The organism is Longimonas sp., from assembly GCF_040409695.1.
Lineage (GTDB): Bacteria > Bacteroidota > Rhodothermia > Rhodothermales > Salinibacteraceae > Longimonas.
Genome location: NZ_JARWGJ010000056.1, coordinates 1 through 14,648 on the forward strand (window position 1 = coordinate 1; position 14,648 = coordinate 14,648).

Sequence of the window (14,648 nt, forward strand, 5' to 3'; positions counted from 1 at the left end):
GGTAGTGGATAAACGCTAAATGATAGAATGATCGGGCACCGCAGTTTTGTCTTGTTCGAACCCCCTCTCCCTTATTTCGCTTCGCTCCATCAGTCGCCCTGCGGGCTCGTGTCGGGTTTCTCCCCCTTAGCTAAGGGGGAGATGTCCACAGGATCACACCTTCGGCGAAGCTCGAAGACAGAGGGGGTTTGAGCGGCTTGCGATGATTTAAATCATATGTCCATCATTTAACATCTTCCCGCTACCCAGAAGTTATTTGTTGCGCATCTCAGCGAGGTATCCGTAAAAGAACTGACGCTCGCCTACCCGCGCCGTCCAAGCGTAAGCATCGTTTCCATGCGCTCGCCGTCGCGCTCGATGACGAGAGGCAGCTGGTCGCCGGGGCGAAAGTCGAACACGCGCGCTACGTAGTCATCACGGCCGTCAATGCGCGTGCCGGCCACGTTGAGGATTACGTCGTACACCTGCAGACCTGCTTCGGCAGCAGGTGAGCCGGGGTCGACATCACGCACCACGAGCCCGCGCGCCTCCCGCAATCCGAGCGCCCGCGCGATGCGCTCATCGACAGGTACGAGGTCGAGTCCGGTGTAGTGCGACCGGTCTACGCTGCCCCGCTCGCGCAACTCGCTCAGGATTTCGACGGCGCGCGCTGCCGGCACGGCAAACCCGATGCCCACCGACCCGCCCGAATCGGAGAAAATAGCTGTGTTCACGCCGATCACATTGCCAAGTGCATTTACGAGCGGTCCGCCCGAATTACCCCGGTTGATGGCGGCATCAGTCTGAATCATATTGCGATAGAGGCGTCCGTCGCGGCCCGACTGCAGATTTCGGTTGGTGGCGCTAACGACGCCCACGGTAACCGACGGCTCGGCAGCCTCGAACAGGCCAAACGGATTGCCCAGCGCGATCACCCACTCGCCCGGGATGGGCGCGGTGTCGGTGTCGAACGTAAGGTGCGGCAGGGTGCGCGCTTCGATCTTCAGCAGGGCCAGGTCGGTGAGCCGGTCGCTACCAACAAGCTCGGCGGTGTAGGTCTCGCCATCGGGAAAGTAGACCTCGATGTCGCGCGCGTCGCTCACCACGTGCTCGTTTGTCACGATGTAGCCGTCGGGCGACATCACGAAGCCCGACCCCATGCTGCGCGCCTCGCGCTCGCGGTAGGGCTGGCGCTGCATGAAGTGACGGAAGAACGGGTCGTTGAAGAACGGGTCGCGAACGCGCTGCACCCGGCGCACGCCGATGCTTACCACGGCGGGTGCAGCGGTTTCAACAGCGCGCGTCACGGCGTTGCGGCGCGTATCAGCAATGCTGTCTACGGCAACGGAGGGGGAAGCCGCCGGAGTGGTCCCGGTGTCGGGTTGGAGTGCTGCATGCGACAGGGCGGTGTCGGTCGCCTGCGCGGGGGGCGCTTCGACCTCGGCAGTGCTTGCCGGGACTGAGCCGGAGGATGGGGGCGAAGACGCCCGTTCGCATCCTCCTATACCCAGCATACCCAGACTCAGCATCGCCGCAGTGAGCAACGTAACCCAGATGTTGAGGGGCATCGCGTGCGTGTTGCTTTTACAGGGACTACTACTAAAGACTACTACAGAAACTACGGATGCGGGCGCCTGCGCCTCGGCTATGCCAGATGCCCGGCGGCTTCTTTGAGCGCTGCAACGTGGTCGAGACGCTCCCACGTAAACCCGTTGCGCCCAAAGTGTCCGTAGGTGGAGGTTTGCTGGTACTGCGGCTTGAGCAGCTCCAGGCGCTCGATGATGGCGGACGGCGCCAGCTCAAACGTCTCGCGGACCGCGTCGCGCAGGCGGTTATCGGGAATGATTCCGGTGCCGTTTGTGTCGACGTTGATCGAGACCGGCTCGGCTACGCCGATGGCGTAGGCAATCTGCACGAGGGCTTCGTCGGCCAGCTCGGCGCCGACGATGTTTTTGGCTACGTGGCGCGCGGCATAGGCAGCGCTTCGGTCGACCTTCGACGGGTCTTTGCCGCTGAACGCGCCGCCGCCGTGGCCGCCTTTGCCACCATAGGTATCCACGATGATCTTGCGCCCGGTCAGGCCTGCATCGCCATGGGGACCGCCGATAACGAATCGTCCGGTCGGGTTCACATGCAGCACCAGCTCGTCGTCGATTAGCTCCTCGTAGCGCTCGCCAAAGGCACGGGGCAGCAAGACGTTGCGCACGTCGTCTTTGATGCGCGACTGGCTGGTGCCCTCGTCGTGCTGCGTAGACAGCACCACCGTGTGAATGCGGCGCGGCGTCATGCCGTCTTCCCCGTACTCCACGGTAACCTGGCTCTTGCTATCGGGGCGCAGGTAGGGCATCTGGTCGGTCTCCTTACGGATGTGCGCCAGCTCTTTCATGAGCCGGTGAGCGTAGGTGATCGCCATCGGCATCAGCTCCTTGGTCTCCTGGCAGGCATAGCCAAACATGAGGCCCTGGTCGCCAGCGCCCTGCTCCTCTTTTCCATCTACGCCGAGGCTGATATCACTGCTCTGCTCGTGAATGCTGCTAAGCACGCCGCACGAGTCAGCGTCGAAACGAAGCCGCGGATCGGTGTACCCGATGTCGCGAATAACGCGCCGTGCGGTTTCGCGCACGTCGACGTACGACTCGGTGGTCACTTCGCCTGCGAGTACGACGAGTCCGGTGGTTACCATCGTTTCGACGGCAACACGGCTTTTCGGATCGTTCGCAATCAACGAATCGAGAACAGCATCAGAGATCTGGTCGGCAACTTTATCGGGGTGTCCTTCCGATACGGATTCAGAGGTAAAGAGGTAAGCCATGTGGGTTGAGGTACAGGAAACGGGGCAAAGGATCGTGATAAAACAGGCTTGCATAGCGCGCTACGCAGAGCGGTATGCAACGGATCGGGCTATGAACGAGCACCATAGGTTAGGGTTCACCAGCGCCGGATGCAGTACCTGAGTAACCTGAGCCACCTGCTTCGCATGATGGCGCATAGTTTCCTTTGCCGTGCTGCATGCGGTGCATTGTAAATGCATGGTGCTGCATGGTAGTGCACTGTAGTGGATAGCGGCGCCTGCAAGCGATCAGGAGTGCTAACCAGCAGCGCTAACCAGTAGCGCTACTCCTCCAACCCGAAGTGCGACCGCACGCTCTCGTAGTCAGACCAGTCGACGCTGCGAGCCTGTGTGGCTTGCGCATCGGCGACGACGATCTTGACGGTGCGCGTCTGCGCAAAGTCGAGCGCAAACGGGGCCGAGGCCTCGTAGAAGAGCTGCACGAGGTCTACGCGCCAGGCATAGCCAAGCGTGAGCGTATAATCGACCGCGTCAATATCGGGCGACTCGTCGCCGAACGTGTACGGCATGGCCGTCCAGGTGTCGTTGCCCGCCAGGTAGTAGGCCTGCACAAAGCCATTGTCTTCGACGCTGGGCGTGATCTCCGGAAAGTCGTAGTTCTGAAAGAGCACGAGCCCGCTTTCGTCTTCGATGGCGGTGTCTACGTCAAAGGTAACCTCCACAGTCTGAATAAAGGCGCCCTGTGCACCGGCCGGGCCGCGCGGACCCTGAGGACCGGGCGGTCCTACGGGGCCTTCGCATCCAGCCACGAACGCGCTGAGAAGAAACACGAGCAGAAAGAGCGAAACGATACGCATGGCGTTTAGGGGATGTTTATGAGGCAGGGGGTAAGGTAGCCGCCCTGCCGCTGCATATCGTCACATATCGCTACATGGGTACTGCATTTGCACCAATATCGCCAGCACTCACAGATGTACCGAGCGCCTCGTTGTTCAGGTGGATGCGCACGTGGGCGTCTGCGTCGAGAAGCTCGTCGTAGCTCCGGTTGACCACCGTCCAGCTCGTGCCCAGACTCTCCGGCGCGCCGTCTATCGCCCCAAGATAGGCAATCACCACCTCTGGGGCTGAATCATCAGCATGTTCGCCTGCCGCCCCCTCACGCAGATGCACCGGATGCGCCCCGCCGGTTGCAGGCGAGCCGCCGTCTACCTGCACCTGCACGAGCGTCTGCGACGGTGTCAGCTCCTCGAAGCGCACCGTGCCCTCGAATCCCTCTGGCGCCTGCGTGCTGCTGTTTGGCACCGCCTGCAGGGGATACGCTGCGTGGCGCGGCTCTGCAACACGGTTGAGCTGAAAAAGCGTCGGACTCGCATTGTCGTTGGCACCGATGTCGCCCTGTGCAAGCAGCGTGTCGCGCGTCGCGTTGCTCTCGTGGATGTTGACATGTCCGTCGAACGTCAGCAGTGAATCCAGCGACTTCTCGATCACGTGTACGCTTCGGGCTGCACCGCGCGCGTTGTTGTCGAGCGCCCCCAGGAAGAAAGCGATGGGTCCGCCCGTGTCAGCGTCGTTTTCGTGGATATGCACCGGATGGATGAGCGGCGTGTCGACCGTGTCGTCGATCGCTACCGTCACGAGCATCCGCGATGCATCCAGCTCCTGAAAGACCACCTCGCCCGAGAGCCCCTGCGGGAGGGCGCCCTCACTGGATACCGCGTTGAGCGAGTAGGTCACCTGCTCAAGCAGCACCGGCGCATCGCCGCCCACGCCCTGGACCGGGGCCACCACGTCGTCGGCACACGCGGCCATGAGCACGGTGCTTATCAGAAGGGTCGCGGTAAGCAGTGCCGTGAGTAGCGTGCGCACAGGGTCTGACATGTCGGGGATGAGAGCGTACCAGATGTAGACGACGGGCCACGGCTATCCGGCAAAACCCGGCACCTCGTTGTTCAAGAACGGATTGTGCTTGCGCTCCCGACCGATGGTGGTCACTTCGCCATGCCCGGGGTAGATGGTCACGTCATCGCCCAGCGGAAGCAGCTTCTCGCGGATCGAGGCCATAAGCTGCGGCTGCGAGGTCTGTGGCAGCCCCTGCGTGCGGCCGATGGAATCACGAAAGAGCACGTCGCCCGTGAAGGCAATGTCGTGCGCATCCGCCACCAGGCTGATGGAGTCGGGCGAGTGGCCGGGGGTGTGCAGGATGCGGAACGTGGTGCTGCCCACGGTTACGGTGTCGCCCGGCGTAAGGGGCTTCGTGGTGCGCTCCGGCGCCTCAATGGCTACCCCGAAGGCCTGTGCCTGCTCTTCGGCCTGCGCGTAAAACGGCTCGCCGCTCGGGTGCAGATAGAAGGCCTCGTCGTAGGTCGTCTCCAAGTGCGCACAGCCCAGAATATGGTCGATGTGCGCATGCGTCAAGATCAGGTGCGTAACCGTCAGATCATGGCCCTGTACGTAGTCCTCGACCGCGCTGTACTCCGCTGCCGATGAGCACGAGGCGTCAATAATCGCGGCCTCGCCGTCCTCATGAAAGACGTACATGTTGGTCATGAACGGATTGAACGTGAACGACTGAATCGTCATGGCAGGATGCAGTGCTGTGGGTGAGGACAATGGGTGCAGGTGACGTGAAGCTGTGCTGCATGAAGCTGTGCTGCAGTGGAATCATCTTGCACGAGCTATTTTGGGTAGCGGTGTTTTGTATGGCGCTGTTTTGCATGAGACGGTTCCGCAGAAGGCTGTACGACGACAAAAAGAGGAGGATTCGCGCCGTGTGCGTCCCCATTGCTTGAACCGACCTGCAGGCCATACGTACAGATGTGCCGAACCGCCTACACAGACCGGCTTCGCTCTGCAACGGTCTTGCGCCCGGTTTCGCCCGCCTTCGGGTGCGGTCTATCTGCCGTCCTTCAACTCTACAGGTTAACGCGTAGTATGAGGCTCTACCGGCTTCACTGGTTGATGCTCAGCAAGCTCCCTGGCCCCTTCTTTGGGTGGCTGGGCGTGCTCATGTTTCTGCTGCTGATGCAGTTTCTGATCCGTTGGCTGCCCGAAATTGCCGGTAAGGGCATTCCTCTTACCGTCATCATCGAACTCATTGCCTACAACCTGGCGTACATGGTGGTGCTGGCGGTGCCCATGGCCACGCTACTGGCGGCGCTCATGGCATTTGGCCAACTGGTGGAGTCGAAGGCCTACACGGTCATGAAAAGCTCCGGCATCTCGTTCGGACAGCTGGTATGGCCGGCGCTGATTGTGGGGGCGGTGCTGACGGGCTTCATGATGTACTTCAACACCGTAATGCTTCCGGAGGCCAACCACCGCGCTCGCATACTGTGGAGCGACATTCGCGCGCAGCAGCCGGGCTTTGACCTGCGGGCCGGCGTGTTCTACGACGGGATCGACGACTACAGCATTCTTGTGCGCGAACGCCCGCAAGGCTCCAACCAGCTCCAGGGCGTTACCATCTACGACTACACCGAAGGACGCCGCCGCCAGGCCGTGATCCGGGCGTCGCATGGCACACTCGACGCGGACTCGCTCGGACGCGAGATCACGATGGTGCTCTACGATGGCGAAATGCACCGCCCCATGCCGCGCGACGCCGACCACCGCGAGGAGCGCTACGAAAAGATTCGCTTTGCCCAGCACACGATGCGCCTCGACGTGTCAGACTTTGGGTTTCAGCGCTCCGACGAAGATGCGGAGCGCCGCACCTCGCGTACGGCCCGCACCATGCGCATTAGCGGACTGCAGGCCGCCGCCGACTCGCTCTCTCGGCAGGTTGCAGACGATGTCGATGACCTGCGCGCCTCGCCTCACCGTCCGTACAACGACCGCGATGAGCAGCCCACCTGGGGCGTATGGCCGCTGCCCGACACCACGGCCCACGCCTCCGAGGCGCCCGCCCTGCTCCGCGACCTCCCCTCCGACCAGATGTCGACTGTGGTTGATGGCGCCCTGCAGCACGCCCGCTCCATGCAGTCGCAGCTCCGCAGCACCGACCGTGGCACCAGCTGGAAGGAGCAACGCATCCGCACCTACCGCGTCGAGATCATGAAGAAGTACTCCATCGCAGTGGCCTGCGTGGTGTTTATCTTCATCGGAGCGCCTCTCGGACTCAGCATTCGACGGGGCGGGCTCGGCATCAGCGCGGCCTTTGCGATGGGCGTCTTTCTCTTCTACTGGGTCTCGCTCGTGCAGGGCGAAAAAATGTCGACCCGCGGCACCATCGAGCCCTGGTTTGGCATGTGGATCGCCAACCTCATCATGATTGCGCTCGGTCTCTGGCTGGTCGTCTATATCGTGATGGACCTGCGCGCCACCCCGGCCCTGCGCACCCGCCTGTGGAAATGGATCCGTTCGTTCTTTGGGGATACGTAGCGTATGTGCTCTTCGTCTGCCGGTCGCGATGCCGCACGCTCTCCTCTTGTTGCAAGAGGGGTCGTGCTGGCGGTTGTATTTACCGTGCTCGCGGGGCTTATCACGTGGCGGATAAGCATCACGGCCCCGTATCCTGAAACGGAGGTCTTCGCCGGAGTCTACTACACCGCGCTCGACGTGGAGGCCGCCGGCTACCCGGGCCGGGGAATGGCTCACATCGCCCGCGTCGATCTTACCGCGCCCGGCGTTGAGGTCTTTGTGACGCCGATGGATGCGCATGCGCTGCGCCGGGGCCAGCAGTACCGGCTGCGCTACACCTGGCAGATGGCCTGGCAGCACGATCTGGCAGTAGCGGTAAACGGCACGCTCTTCGAGCCGCCCCCCATCGGATACTGGCCCTACAGCACCGCACGTGGCCACCACACTGCTGTCTCTAACGGCATCGTGAGCCATGTGAACCCGAGTAGCTGGCTGCTCTGGTTCGACGATGACCAGGTGCCCCACCTTACCGATGAGCGCCCCGTTCGCCCCGAGGTGCTCGACCGTGCCGTGTGGGGAATTGGCGGACTCGTACGGGAGCTGCGCGACGGGGCCGTGCACGGACGCGTGCAGCGCAGCACCGAAACCAACCGCTATACGATGGTCGCGATTAACCAGGAGGAGATGCTTTTCTGGATGGCTTCGTTTGAAGACGTGACCCGCGCCGCCGCAGCGCAGATCCTGGCGGACCGCGGCGCACGCGATGGCATCGTGCTCGACGGCGGCGGCTCAACGACGTTCTACCTGGCCCGCCACACACAACCGGCCCCGTGGGGACTGCGCCTGGGCGGGATGCGTCCGGTGGCTACGCATGTCGGCGTGCGGGCACAGCCGGTAGAGTGAGGAGCGTGCTGCGCGAGAAGTCGCTTCTTTTGTGCACGGTGAGCGTTCGCCCGCGCGAGGCGCAGCACAACGTAGCCACTGCTGCCTGCTCTGTAAGGCAGGCCGCCGCCACGGCAGCAGCACGGCGCGCATGCCTCTGTCCCCCAAACTACAGGTTCTTTAGTCCGCGAGCGTGAATACGACGCTCACACGGGCCTCAACTTCGATCTCGCCCGGGGCATATGCTTCCGGATCGGGATCGGGGGCGTCGGTGCGCATAACAGCGGCGCGGGCCATTTCGACGCGCGCGGTGCGCGGGAACGAGAACGACTGCTCGTGGATGGTGTGCACCGCACCAACTTGTGCGTCGAGCGCAGTGGCAAGCACATCTGCCTTGGCGCGGGCGTTACGGGCCGCATCGGCAAGGGCATCGTTACGGGCCGCTGTGCGGTCGGCCACGTCGTACTGTACCGACTGCAGGCGGTTGGCGCCCGCTTCGATGATCTGCATGACAAGCGCGGGCACCTGGTCGACATCTTCTACCTCAACACGCACCGTACGAACGGCCTCGAAGCCGTCTTCGACCATGCGGCGGCTGTTCTCGTCCTGCACGCGGTGCGGGCGTAGCTGCAGCTGCTCCATGCGGATGTTCGCTTCGTCGATGCCCATCTCGCGCACGGCTTGTAGCGCAGCGCTCGCGGCATCACTGTTCTGCGTGCGGGCCTCACGGGGCGTTTCAGCGCGCGTTACCACCCCAAACCGGACGGTCGCCTTGTCGGGGGCTACGCGTACGGTGGCCTCGCCCTCTACGTGAACGGTGCGCTCGGAATCGGGCGCCTGGGCCATGGCACTGATGGGAACCAAGAGGGCAAGCGCGAGGAGGCTAATCAGCAGAAGGATATGGCGGGCTTTCATAGATGGTAGTGCGTGCCTGTGGAAAGGGAGTTCAGACTTCGGCAATCTTATAGGCCGGTAGGGCCATCGTGTATGCCGAAGAAACGGATCAAACATACGGCTTCGTATGCGTGCCGGTACACGATTTTGTACAGCAGCCGTGCCTGCGACCTGGAGTCGCTATGGATTCGCTATGGAGTCGGTACGTCACGAATGCGCGACTGCACCGCCTGCATGTCGTCGGGCAGTGGCGCGTTGAAGGTGAGGCGCTCCTCGGTGGTCGGGTGCGTGAAACCGAGATGTGCGGCGTGCAGGGCCGGACGCCCAAGCGTCTCGAACAGCCGATCGAAGAACGTGCGCCGCTTGCCGCCCTGCGATCCGTAGCGGATGTGCGCACCGCCGTAGGTCTCGTCAGCCAGAATGGGGTGGTTGACGTGCGCCGCATGCACCCGAATCTGGTGCGTACGCCCCGTCTCCAGCGTAAACGCCACGCGCGACACGTCGCCCAGATCTTCCTGAACGATATAGTGGGTGGTAGCCGACTTCCCATCTTCGGCAGCCACCACCGCCATGCGCGTACGGTGATGCGGATCGCGCCCAATGGCCCCGGTGATCGTGCCCTCGGGCGGACGCGGCGTGCCCCACACCAGCGCCACGTACTGCCGGTCGATGGTGTGGGCCTTAAACTGCCGGGCCAGGTGCCGGTGCGCCACGTCGTGCTTTGCCACCACCAAGAGCCCGGTTGTGCCCTTGTCCAGGCGGTGCACAATGCCCGGACGAATGACCGGGTGGTCGGGGCGGCTTGGCAGCGCGTTCACTACCGAAAGGCCCACATCGTCATCCGACATCTCGGGCGTGGCCTTGCTCATGCGCTCGCCCTGTACGTGGTGCAAGAGCGCGTTCACGAGCGTCCCGTCGCGGTGGCCCGGCGCCGGATGCACCACGCGTCCGGCAGACTTATTCACCACGAGCAGGTCGTCGTCTTCGTACACGACATCCAGCGGCAGATCCTGCGGCACCGCCTCCATGGGCGGCTTCTCGATCACGCGGCACACAATGCGGTCGCCCGGCTCTACCGCATACGACTTCTTGACATCCGCGCCGTTCACCTTCGCATGCCCTTTTTTGATGCTACGCTGGATTTTGGTGCGCGAGGCATCCGGAAAGAACTGCGTCAAGAACTTGTCGATGCGCGGCATCGCGGTAAACGAATCGGGCACGCGGATTTCAACCACATCGCCGTCGCTTTTGGTGTGGGCGGCCCAGTCGATAGTCGAAGGGTCAGGCATGGGTGGGAGTACAGATGCGTTTGAGGGCAGCGAGGGTGCGGTCGATCTCCGCTTCGGTGACATAGTACGCTGGACTCAGCCGCAGTTTGCCATTCCGGCACGCCCCGATGATCCGTTCGTCGGCCAGGGCTTTGTATACGGATTCGGCATTGTCTGCGTCGAGTGTCACGATTCCACTTTCGGGAGGATGCGGCAGGTAGGCATCCAGACCAAGATCGCGACATCCCTCTGCCAGGCGACGCGCCAGGTGCTGGGTGCGCTTGGCCACGCGGGCACCGCCAAAGGCATCGCGCAGCGTCAGCGCCGCATGCAGCGCCACAATCCCCAGTGCGTTCATGGTGCCGGTGCGGAAGCGGCGGGCATCGTCGTGCAAGGCGAGCTCGTACGCATCCAGCTCCGTCCAATTCACCGGACCGTGCAGCCATCCGATGGGCGGCGTGAGCTGTTCTTGCAGCGCCTCGCGGAGGTAAAATACCGCCAGCCCCTGCGTACCCATCAGCCACTTGTGCGTGCCCGCCGCCAGAAAATCGATGTGCGCGGCCTCCACATCCAGCGCAAACGCCCCGAGGCCCTGAATCGCATCCACACAGAAGAGGATGTCGCGGTCATGGCAGAGCGCGCCGATGGCTTCGAGGTCCGCGCGGAAGCCCGACAAAAATTGGATCCACGACACCGACACGAGGCGGGTGTCGGGCGTGAGCGTGCAGGCTACGTCGTCTACAGTGAACGTGCCGCGCTCCGTGGGAATGAAGTCAAGCGCCACGCCCTGGGCTTCCAGCTTCTTGAATGGAAAGACGTTGGTCGGAAACTCGCAGTCGGGCACCGCAACGCGATCGCCCGGCCGCCAGTCGAGTCCGTCGGCCAGCAGGTTGAGTGCTGACGACGTGTTCGGCGCAAAATCAACGCGCTCCGTATCCGCCTGAAGCAGATCGGCGACCTGCGACCGGGTGTCCTCGATTACACTCAGCAGCGACTCGAAGTCATCAATCTGCGCGGTGCGCGCGGCGCCCTGCCGCTGCTTCAGGTGGGTCTGCATCGCCTCCGTAACGGCCCGGCTTAGCGGGCTCGTAGCGGCGTGGTTCAGGTAGATGCGGTCGTCCGTATGCGGAAAGTGGCGGCGCAGCGCATCGACATCGCCAGGCGGCACGGGAGGATCGAGTGCAGATGTAGGCATTGCAGAACATCGGAACGTGTGGCAATTTGGGCTGCCCATCCGTACTGCCACAGCCGGAGGCGGGTTCAGTCGCGACGTCCGGCGATCTGACGTCCGCGCTCCCCAGCGCCAACCTTGGCTGGTAAAGGACGTATGAATCACTGTTCCCTCTTGTACCACATGATTAAATACTATGGCTACCGCGAGGCTTACCAACGTGCAGTCCTACTGGCACGATGTGGCCAGTGACCAGAGCCTGGATGATCTGCCATACATTGTTGAGACGAACGCCCACGGGCAGCTCCTTTTGCGGCCTCGGCCAAATCGCCACTCGATGCGTCAGGCTGCTATCATGGCTCTGCTGGAACGCCACACCGCTACTGGAAGAAGCTACTCCGAGTTCGCCCTTGCCACGTCAGAAGGCGTCAAGGTACCCGACGTCGTCTGGATGAGTCCGGAGCGATTTGCCGAGATGGATGCCACGGGCGACCCCTCAACGTTGGCGCCTGAGATCTGCGTCGAAGTGCTCAGTCTCGGCAACACGCCGGAAGAGATGGCCGACAGGCGCGCTCTGTACCGTTCTATCGGTGCCGAGGAGGTGTGGATCGTAACCGATGACGGGCAGATTCGGTTCTACCGTGATGCGGAGATCGATCGGTCTGGGCTCGTGCCGGAGTGTCCAGAACGCATCCAGGCTAAACCGAAGTAGCACGGCACGGGGGCGATTCTTATACCATCTGCGCTGAATCATCATACAGGTGTTTGCAATCGGTGAGCGACGAAACTCGCCTTAATGTCGCCGGGGACGCAAGCGGTCCCCGGCTATGGGCTGCAAATCCTTAGCCCGGGATCAGGAGCGAAGCGGATATCCCGGGCGGCCTCCAACCTAACGTGTATATCGAAGTCTCGCACCTGGTATTAGAGGCTCCTTGAATTGGAATCTGCAATCAGAAATGGGACCTCTACCCTACAAATCCTGTTTTGCATACTCCTGCAATCGTTTTGATGCCTGAAAGGTCGTAGCTATGAAACGGCTAACACTTAAGAAAATAGAGGACTCGCTCGGTATCATCCTCTCCGACGACGCCGTGAAAGCGCTGGATGCAAAAGAAGGAGATACGCTGTTTGCTGTGCCGACCGCTGATGGTCTGCATCTGACGTTGCACGATCCAGAGGAAGCAGACGCTTTGGAGGACGCACAGGCGTTCATGGATACGCACGACGATGCATTTCGCAAGTTGGCCTAGCCTAACACGATGGAAGAACCAATCTGGCTTTCGGAGTGGCTGGTGCGTACGCTCCACGCCGAATCGATTAGTCGATTTGGTGGAACGCCTGGTATCCGCGATCAAGGCCTTCTTCAGAGCGCGCTGGCTCGTCCGCGTAACCTGCATGCATACGGTGGTGGGTCTTCCATTTATGAGTTAGCCGCTACGTATGGTGTGGCCATCATTCAAAACCATGCGTTTATAGACGGCAACAAGCGCGCTGGACTACTTGCGATTCGGGCATTCCTTTTTCGGAACGGCCATCGCTTTAGCCCCGACCAGCAAGAGATGGTGCGGATGGCCGAAGATGTTGCTACTGAAGATGTGTCGCGGGATCAACTTGCCGACTGGATCGCGGCGAACTCTGTGAGACGTTAATCTCTCTACATCCATCCCTCCATCCCTCCATCACTCACCCACCCCATTTCCACAGCGCGCCTTCGATCGTGAGGCCCGGACCGAAGGCCATGGCTACGCCGTGCGTGCCGGTTTGTGGACCGCGCTCCAGCATGCGCTTTAGGACGAACAGAATCGTAGGCGAACTCATGTTGCCGTAGTTGCGCAAGACCTGCAGCGAGTCGCGCACCTTCGCATCCGACAGCCCCAAGACCTCCTGCGCCTTATCCACAATGGCGCGTCCGCCGGGATGGATGGCCCAGAAATCGACGGTGGCTTCGTTGGGGACGAGCGCATCTACGTAGTCGGGCAGGTGCTCAGCAATGACGCGGGGCACGCGCGAGGAGAGCCCCATCTGGAAACCCGTGTCGCCGATGTCCCATGTCATGTGATCCATCGAGTCGTCGTCCATCGTGGTGTGCGAGTCGACGTACTCAAGCGCGCCTTCAGGAACGGTATCGCGCTGGGAAACGATGGCTGCTGCGCACCCGTCGGCGAAGAGCGCGTTTACGACCGCTGTTTCGAGCGCACCATCCACCTGAAAGTGAAGCGTACACAGCTCGGCACAGACGATGAGCACGCGCGCATCGGGCTGCGACTGGCAGAAGCTGTGGGCTACGCGCAGCGCATTGAACGCCGCGTAGCAGCCCATGAATCCGATAAAGGTACGCTGTGTGGTGGGCGGCAGTCCCAGTTCTTTTACGAGATGGATGTCGAATCCCGGTGCAAAAAACCCGGTGCAGCTTACGCCAATGACGTGGGTGATGTCTTCGGCGTCGGTATCCGACTGTGCGAGGGCCTGCCGGGCGGCGCGCTGCGTGAGCGGCAAGATCGCCTCGCGGTACTTGGCATTGCGATCGGACGTAGAGGGCGCCGGTTCGAGCGACCATGTAGGCGGGAAGAACGTGAAGTCATCCGGGTCGTCTTTGGCAAAGTCGGCAATGGCCGAGTGGCGCTGGTCGATGGCTGTACCCCGGTAGATGGCCGGGATACGGGCGCGCAATCGCTCGGGCAGCGATGTGATGCGCTGCATGAAGGCAGCAGCCTGAGGCTGCGGCTCGCGCGTCGGGGGCGTGGCCGTGGCAATGGTGTCGAGCACCGTGGGCATAGCATTACTGCATGTTAAGTGGAGGATCAGAGGCGAGGCGCTGCTTGGCTTCATCCCAGAGCGCATCGGCGTCTTCAAGCGAGATGTCGTCCCACGATCGGTCGGATTCGTGGAGTTTCGATTCAATGTACTGGAAGCGCTCCAAGAAGCGGGCGTTCGTGCCGCGCAGTGCGTTTTCCGGGTTTATTCCAACCTGTCGTCCATAATTCACCAGGGCGAAAAGCAGATCGCCAAACTCCTGTGCCCGGGCCTTGGCATCATCAGACGCGTCGGCCTCCCGAAACTCGGCCAGTTCCTCTTCGACTTTGGCCCAGGTGGTCGCTGCATCCGGAAAGTCGAATCCTACCCCTGCGGCTTTCTCCTGCATCCGAAAGGCGCGTAGGAGCGAGGGAAGCTGCGCAGGCACCCCGTTGAGCGCCGACTTAAGCGGGGCATCTGTCGCTCCGTTGTCGGACTCCTGCTGCTTGATGCGCTCCCAGTTGGCAAGCACCTCATCGGGATCGTCGGTATCCACATCTCCAAACACATG

The 14,648-nt window shown here is 62.0% G+C and carries 15 protein-coding genes; 5 read left to right on the top strand and 10 right to left on the bottom strand.

Translation table 11 applies throughout. From position 1 onward, the window contains the following. Window positions 1-302: 302 nt before the first annotated feature. The 5 genes from PPP56_RS03165 to PPP56_RS03185 form a co-directional block, all read right to left on the bottom strand. Entirely contained in the window at window positions 303-1,547 is a 1,245-nt protein-coding gene (locus PPP56_RS03165; RefSeq protein ID WP_353562584.1) for a S1C family serine protease, read from the bottom strand. Between the two features lie 77 nt (window positions 1,548-1,624). Further along, window positions 1,625-2,791 (bottom strand): methionine adenosyltransferase, encoded by a 1,167-nt coding sequence (metK, locus tag PPP56_RS03170; protein ID WP_353562585.1) that lies wholly within the window; start codon window positions 2,789-2,791, stop codon window positions 1,625-1,627. A 302-nt stretch (window positions 2,792-3,093) separates the two neighbouring features. Beyond that, on the bottom strand, window positions 3,094-3,627 hold the full coding sequence (locus PPP56_RS03175; RefSeq protein WP_353562586.1) for a hypothetical protein: 534 nt from the start codon (window positions 3,625-3,627) through the stop codon (window positions 3,094-3,096). A gap of 70 nt (window positions 3,628-3,697) precedes the next feature. Next, complete coding sequence (locus PPP56_RS03180) at window positions 3,698-4,648, bottom strand: hypothetical protein (protein ID WP_353562587.1); 951 nt, start codon at window positions 4,646-4,648, stop codon at window positions 3,698-3,700. A 42-nt stretch (window positions 4,649-4,690) separates the two neighbouring features. After that, entirely contained in the window at window positions 4,691-5,350 is a 660-nt protein-coding gene (locus PPP56_RS03185; RefSeq protein WP_353562588.1) for an MBL fold metallo-hydrolase, read from the bottom strand. 378 nt (window positions 5,351-5,728) lie between these two features. Between PPP56_RS03185 and PPP56_RS03190 the strand changes: the two genes are divergently transcribed. Further along, complete coding sequence (locus PPP56_RS03190; RefSeq protein WP_353562589.1) at window positions 5,729-7,150, top strand: LptF/LptG family permease; 1,422 nt, start codon at window positions 5,729-5,731, stop codon at window positions 7,148-7,150. Window positions 7,151-7,153: 3 nt separating this feature from the next. Continuing rightward, window positions 7,154-8,032, top strand: coding sequence for a phosphodiester glycosidase family protein (locus tag PPP56_RS03195; protein ID WP_353562590.1), 879 nt, complete (start codon window positions 7,154-7,156; stop codon window positions 8,030-8,032). 159 nt (window positions 8,033-8,191) lie between these two features. Here PPP56_RS03195 and PPP56_RS03200 read toward each other — a convergent pair whose 3' ends face one another. The 3 genes from PPP56_RS03200 to PPP56_RS03210 form a co-directional block, all read right to left on the bottom strand. Continuing rightward, window positions 8,192-8,926: an SIMPL domain-containing protein gene (locus PPP56_RS03200; protein ID WP_353562591.1), complete on the bottom strand. Its 735-nt coding sequence runs from the start codon at window positions 8,924-8,926 to the stop codon at window positions 8,192-8,194. Between the two features lie 170 nt (window positions 8,927-9,096). Next, complete coding sequence (locus PPP56_RS03205; RefSeq protein ID WP_353562592.1) at window positions 9,097-10,194, bottom strand: RluA family pseudouridine synthase; 1,098 nt, start codon at window positions 10,192-10,194, stop codon at window positions 9,097-9,099. Next, window positions 10,187-11,368 (bottom strand): aminotransferase class V-fold PLP-dependent enzyme, encoded by a 1,182-nt coding sequence (locus PPP56_RS03210; RefSeq protein ID WP_353562593.1) that lies wholly within the window; start codon window positions 11,366-11,368, stop codon window positions 10,187-10,189. Before PPP56_RS03210 ends, PPP56_RS03205 begins: the two co-directional genes overlap by 8 nt. A gap of 172 nt (window positions 11,369-11,540) precedes the next feature. Here PPP56_RS03210 and PPP56_RS03215 point away from each other — a divergent pair, with 172 nt between their 5' ends. The 3 genes from PPP56_RS03215 to PPP56_RS03225 all read left to right on the top strand — a co-directional run bounded on the left by PPP56_RS03215 (window position 11,541) and on the right by PPP56_RS03225 (window position 12,993). Beyond that, complete coding sequence (locus PPP56_RS03215) at window positions 11,541-12,056, top strand: Uma2 family endonuclease (protein ID WP_353562594.1); 516 nt, start codon at window positions 11,541-11,543, stop codon at window positions 12,054-12,056. A gap of 316 nt (window positions 12,057-12,372) precedes the next feature. Continuing rightward, on the top strand, window positions 12,373-12,594 hold the full coding sequence (locus tag PPP56_RS03220; protein WP_353562595.1) for an AbrB/MazE/SpoVT family DNA-binding domain-containing protein: 222 nt from the start codon (window positions 12,373-12,375) through the stop codon (window positions 12,592-12,594). 9 nt (window positions 12,595-12,603) lie between these two features. Next, on the top strand, window positions 12,604-12,993 hold the full coding sequence (locus PPP56_RS03225) for a type II toxin-antitoxin system death-on-curing family toxin (protein WP_353562596.1): 390 nt from the start codon (window positions 12,604-12,606) through the stop codon (window positions 12,991-12,993). A gap of 34 nt (window positions 12,994-13,027) precedes the next feature. Here the strand turns inward: PPP56_RS03225 and PPP56_RS03230 are convergent, their stop codons facing one another. Next, window positions 13,028-14,119: a type III polyketide synthase gene (locus PPP56_RS03230; RefSeq protein WP_353562597.1), complete on the bottom strand. Its 1,092-nt coding sequence runs from the start codon at window positions 14,117-14,119 to the stop codon at window positions 13,028-13,030. Window positions 14,120-14,123: 4 nt separating this feature from the next. Then, window positions 14,124-14,648: MazG family protein (locus PPP56_RS03235; RefSeq protein WP_353562598.1), on the bottom strand; the 525-nt coding region annotated here is incomplete at its 5' end.

Excerpts from the sequence above, each read along its gene's own strand:
- PPP56_RS03230 (WP_353562597.1), bottom strand. The coding sequence starts at position 14,119 with ATGCCCACGGTGCTCGACACCATTGCCACGGCCACGCCCCCGACGCGC.
- PPP56_RS03165 (WP_353562584.1), bottom strand. The coding sequence starts at position 1,547 with ATGCCCCTCAACATCTGGGTTACGTTGCTCACTGCGGCGATGCTGAGT.
- PPP56_RS03215 (WP_353562594.1), top strand. The coding sequence starts at position 11,541 with ATGGCTACCGCGAGGCTTACCAACGTGCAGTCCTACTGGCACGATGTG.
- PPP56_RS03210 (WP_353562593.1), bottom strand. The coding sequence starts at position 11,368 with ATGCCTACATCTGCACTCGATCCTCCCGTGCCGCCTGGCGATGTCGAT.
- PPP56_RS03190 (WP_353562589.1), top strand. The coding sequence starts at position 5,729 with ATGCTCAGCAAGCTCCCTGGCCCCTTCTTTGGGTGGCTGGGCGTGCTC.
- PPP56_RS03195 (WP_353562590.1), top strand. The coding sequence starts at position 7,154 with ATGTGCTCTTCGTCTGCCGGTCGCGATGCCGCACGCTCTCCTCTTGTT.
- PPP56_RS03180 (WP_353562587.1), bottom strand. The coding sequence starts at position 4,648 with ATGTCAGACCCTGTGCGCACGCTACTCACGGCACTGCTTACCGCGACC.
- PPP56_RS03185 (WP_353562588.1), bottom strand. The coding sequence starts at position 5,350 with ATGACGATTCAGTCGTTCACGTTCAATCCGTTCATGACCAACATGTAC.
- metK (WP_353562585.1), bottom strand. The coding sequence starts at position 2,791 with ATGGCTTACCTCTTTACCTCTGAATCCGTATCGGAAGGACACCCCGAT.
- PPP56_RS03175 (WP_353562586.1), bottom strand. The coding sequence starts at position 3,627 with ATGCGTATCGTTTCGCTCTTTCTGCTCGTGTTTCTTCTCAGCGCGTTC.
- PPP56_RS03225 (WP_353562596.1), top strand. The coding sequence starts at position 12,604 with ATGGAAGAACCAATCTGGCTTTCGGAGTGGCTGGTGCGTACGCTCCAC.
- PPP56_RS03205 (WP_353562592.1), bottom strand. The coding sequence starts at position 10,194 with ATGCCTGACCCTTCGACTATCGACTGGGCCGCCCACACCAAAAGCGAC.
- PPP56_RS03200 (WP_353562591.1), bottom strand. The coding sequence starts at position 8,926 with ATGAAAGCCCGCCATATCCTTCTGCTGATTAGCCTCCTCGCGCTTGCC.
- PPP56_RS03220 (WP_353562595.1), top strand. The coding sequence starts at position 12,373 with ATGAAACGGCTAACACTTAAGAAAATAGAGGACTCGCTCGGTATCATC.